The sequence below is a fragment of the Mesorhizobium sp. M7A.F.Ca.MR.362.00.0.0 genome, from assembly GCF_004023175.1.
In the GTDB taxonomy this organism is placed as follows: Bacteria; Pseudomonadota; Alphaproteobacteria; order Rhizobiales; family Rhizobiaceae; genus Mesorhizobium.
In genome coordinates this window covers 1-3,789 of the sequence record NZ_RZTF01000519.1, presented here as the reverse complement: position 1 = coordinate 3,789, position 3,789 = coordinate 1, and the positions used below count along the sequence as shown (strand labels likewise).

Sequence of the window (3,789 nt, the reverse complement as noted above, 5' to 3'; positions counted from 1 at the left end):
GGTCGAACAGGATGCCGGACGGCACGTTGTAGGCGGCCACCGAATTGTCGCCGATCATCTTCCATATCTGCGGCGGTTCGGAAGAGGAGGGGCCGGACGGGTAGGAGCCGCACAAAGTACGCTTCAGCAGTCCCGGCTTGGCCAGATGGTCGATGCCTTTGATGCCGTACATGTCGCCGGCGGCGATCGGGTGCAGCGTGGTGATATTTTTTGGGTGGCCTTCCCCATCGAAGCGTTCGCCGATCGCGGCGAGCACGGCGTCGGGACAGCCGAGACCGCTCGACGACGACACGGATACGACCATGCCGTCCTTGATCAGGCCCGCTGCCTGAGCTGCCGAAACGACCTTGCTCAATTCATGATCCCCGAACCGGCCGTCCTGTTTCGGGTGCGGCGATCCGGGCCACAGCTTTCCCTGACCACGAGATTGACCGCGCCGATATGGTCCTCAGCGCGCGTGGTGCGCGACTGGATCATTTTCAGCATGACATGGGCGGCGCGTTCGCCGAGGCCGGCCGAGTCCACCGCGACGCTGGTCAGAGCTGGCATGTAATGTTCGGCTTCGGCCACATCGTCGAACCCGACGATGGCGAAATCAGTTCCCGGCTCAAGTCCGCGCTTGCGCAGCGCCAGCATGGCGCCAAAGGCGACGGCGTCGTTGAAGCAGAGTGCCGCGGTCGGCGGTTCAGCCATTGCGAGAGCGGTTTCGAGGCACGCGATGCCGCCTCTGCGGCTGGTCTCTCCCTCGACGACCAGTGCGTCGCGGTCGGAGATGCCCTGCGTCTCGCAGGCTTCGCGAAATCCGCCAAGCCGATCGTGATAGACCACCAGGTCGGACGAACCGCCGAAGAAGACCAGCCTGCGATGTCCCTTGCCGATCAGATGGGCGGTGGCGAGATAGGCGCCGCGATGATTGTCGGGCGCGATAACCGGAATACGGCTCTCGGGAAGCCGGCGCATGGCGAAGACCACCGGCAGACCTGCCGTCTCGATCCGCCTGAAGGCGCCCGGCGTCGTGCCGCGAGCCGGCGACACGATGAGGCCGGCGACGCCTTGCTCCATCAACGACTTCAGCACTTCTTCCTGGCGTACCGGATTTTCCGCCGTGTTGGCGATGAACGGCACGATACCGGCCGACTGGAAGACCCGCTCCATCCCAACCGCCAACTCTGCGAAGAAAGGATTGGTGAGATCGTTGATGACCATGCCGATGACATTGGAGTGCGCCTTGCGCAGATTGGCGGCGCCGCGGTTGTAGACGTAACCGACATCCTCGATCGCCTTGCGCACTTTGCTCGCTGTTTCGGGCCGGATCAGCCCGCTGCCCTGGAGCACGAGCGATACCGTCGATTTGGACACGCCTGCTTCGCGGGCGATGTCGAATATCGTCGCCTTGGCCCGGTTGGCCATCCAGATGCATCCTCCCCGACTGCAGGCCCAAAAATATTGGAACGTTCTAATCTCTGCTCCGGTCGTGAGTCAATCGGGATTTTTCTCGCGTCTCGAATGCCGATCGTGCGTACTCAAATGGCTTGCTCCATAAGGCTTTTGTGTTGCAATGCAGCATTCTTCCTGCCGTGGAATCCGAATCTTAAAGGTTCTTGATTTATTGGAACGTTCCATCTAGAGCGTTGCGAAGGGAGAGATCGATGGACATTTCCTTGCCTGGTGAGGGGGGCGGCAGCACCCGGTACACGCTGGTCGGCGAACCGGTGCAGCCTGACATCGGCGCGCGATTTTCGCGTATCGCCTATGCCGCCGCGCACGTCGTTGCCGATCCGCTTGCCATGACCGATCCGTGGTCCAGGCCGGTGGTCGACTGGGACAGGACGATGGCGTTCCGTCACCATCTGTGGCGGCTGGGATTCCGCATTGCCGAAGCGATGGACACGTCGCAACGCGGCATGGGTTTCGACTGGGCAAACGCGCAGGAATTGATCCGCCGTTCGATCGCCGAGGCGCGTACCGTCGATGGCGCCGATCTCGCCTCGGGTGCCGGGACCGACCATCTGGCGCCCGCCGCCGCCAGGACGCTGGACGATGTGATCACCGCCTATGAGCGGCAATTCGCTTTCATCGAAGGCTTGGGCGGCAAGGCGATCATGATGGCCAGCCGGGCACTGGCGGCAGTTGCCAAGGGGCCGGACGACTATGTCAGCGTCTACGACCGCATCCTGTCCCAGGCATCCGGCAAGGTCATCCTGCACTGGCTGGGCGACATGTTCGATCCGGCGCTCAGGGGCTATTGGGGCAGCGAGAATTTCGAGGCCGCTCTCGATACAGTGGTTGCCATCATCGAACGCCATATTGGCAAGGTCGAGGGGATAAAAATCTCACTGCTCGATGCCGGCAAGGAGGTCGCGCTGAGGAACCGTCTGCCGGACGGCGTCGTCATGTTCACTGGCGACGATTTCAATTATCCCGAACTGATCGCCGGCGACGAGAAAAGACACTCGCACGCACTGCTCGGTATTTTCGATGCGATTGCGCCGGTCGCCAACGCGGCGCTGTCGAAACTGGCGGAAGGCGATCGCGCCGGCTATGACGCTTTGATGGCGCCGACCGTGCCGCTATCGCGAAAAATCTTCGAGGCGCCCACCGAGTACTACAAGGCCGGCATCGTCTTCATGGCTTGGCTGAACGGCCATCAGGACCATTTTGCGATGGTCGGCGGCATGCAGTCGGCGCGCGGCATCCGTCACTATGCCGACGTGTTCCGCCTTGCCGACCAGGCCGGATTGCTCGCTGATCCTAATCTGGCGGTGGCCAGAATGAAGAGCCTTTGCACCGTCGCGGGCATCTGAAGCGCGGAAAGGCTGACCGGTCGAAGAGGACGCGTCGCCACGCGATTGCTGCGCCTGCCCAGGCACCTCCGCTGTCGAACGACCGCGAGGAAGGTTTCGCCGCCGTCATCAATTTTCTTGTGAACCAATTTCTCCCGAGGCGCGACCAAGCGATGTGTCCAAACATGGTCCATCAAGGAGAACGTCTGATGTTTACTGTTTCAAGAAACGTCCTTTTGGCCGCCATCGCCGTTTCGGTGCTGGCCGGCTGCAAGACAACCGCTCCCAGGGAGTGCGACAAGCTGAAGCCCGGCGTCACCTACAACGGCAAATGCTGCGGCATCGGCGAGCCTTGCCGTGAAGGCAAGGGCGGCGGCGACAGGCCGGGAAATACGCCTGATCCAGAGCCGCAATGATCTGATTGCCTGTCGCCCGTCCCGGTCAGCACCGGGACGGGCGCACAGCTTTCCGCGACGGCGTTTGCGTCCGGCGTCCGGTCTGTCAGGACCGGGTTGCGAAACTCGCCGGCGCTGCCCTCGACAATGGCGCAGCGGCAAATGTCAACGTCAGCTTGTGGCGGCCGCATTCGGCCGCCATTGCATCGAATGCATGAGTTATCCGCCACCCCCCGCACCTCACGGCCCCAGCCTCGTCCGTCCTGCGTTGTTGAACCCGACAACCCTTTGCTTACTATACGGTTTTTCGGTGCTTGTCGGCTGCCCCCATGCGTGCTTACTTGTGGTTGTTTTCATTCCGGGGATACAATCATGCGTTTTCTACTTGCTGGCGTCGCCATGCTGTCGTTCGCCGCCACTGCGGCTCTGGCTGATCCAGCTTCGGACTTCAAAAGAGCCGATCAGGCGTTGAACCAAACCTTCAAGCAAATCCAGAAGCGGCTTACGGATGATTCCGACGGCAAGGCACGGTTGGTGAAAGCGCAGAGAGCGTGGATTGCGTTCCGCAACGCCGAATGCACGTTTCAATCCAGCGGTGACGATGGTGGCTC

4 protein-coding genes and 1 pseudogene are annotated in these 3,789 nt (G+C 61.7%); 3 read left to right on the top strand and 2 right to left on the bottom strand.

The window, feature by feature from the left end; all coding sequences use genetic code 11:
• Positions 1–355: pseudogene (locus EOC06_RS34330) on the bottom strand (acyl CoA:acetate/3-ketoacid CoA transferase); the annotation flags it as partial.
• The gene (locus EOC06_RS34325) at positions 352–1,410 is read right to left on the bottom strand and encodes a LacI family DNA-binding transcriptional regulator (protein WP_128309900.1); all 1,059 of its coding nucleotides are present in this window, start codon (positions 1,408–1,410) and stop codon (positions 352–354) included. The pseudogene EOC06_RS34330 and the gene EOC06_RS34325, both read right to left, overlap by 4 nt.
• Positions 1,411–1,649: 239 nt before the next feature.
• Between EOC06_RS34325 and EOC06_RS34320 the strand changes: the two genes are divergently transcribed.
• From EOC06_RS34320 to EOC06_RS34310, 3 genes are all read left to right on the top strand, one after another.
• Entirely contained in the window at positions 1,650–2,804 is a 1,155-nt protein-coding gene (locus tag EOC06_RS34320) for a dihydrodipicolinate synthase family protein (RefSeq protein ID WP_128309899.1), read from the top strand.
• A 188-nt stretch (positions 2,805–2,992) separates the two neighbouring features.
• Positions 2,993–3,199 (top strand): hypothetical protein, encoded by a 207-nt coding sequence (locus tag EOC06_RS34315; RefSeq protein ID WP_127267240.1) that lies wholly within the window; start codon positions 2,993–2,995, stop codon positions 3,197–3,199.
• Between the two features lie 351 nt (positions 3,200–3,550).
• The coding region (locus tag EOC06_RS34310) for a lysozyme inhibitor LprI family protein (protein ID WP_128309898.1) at positions 3,551–3,789 on the top strand (239 nt) is incomplete at its 3' end.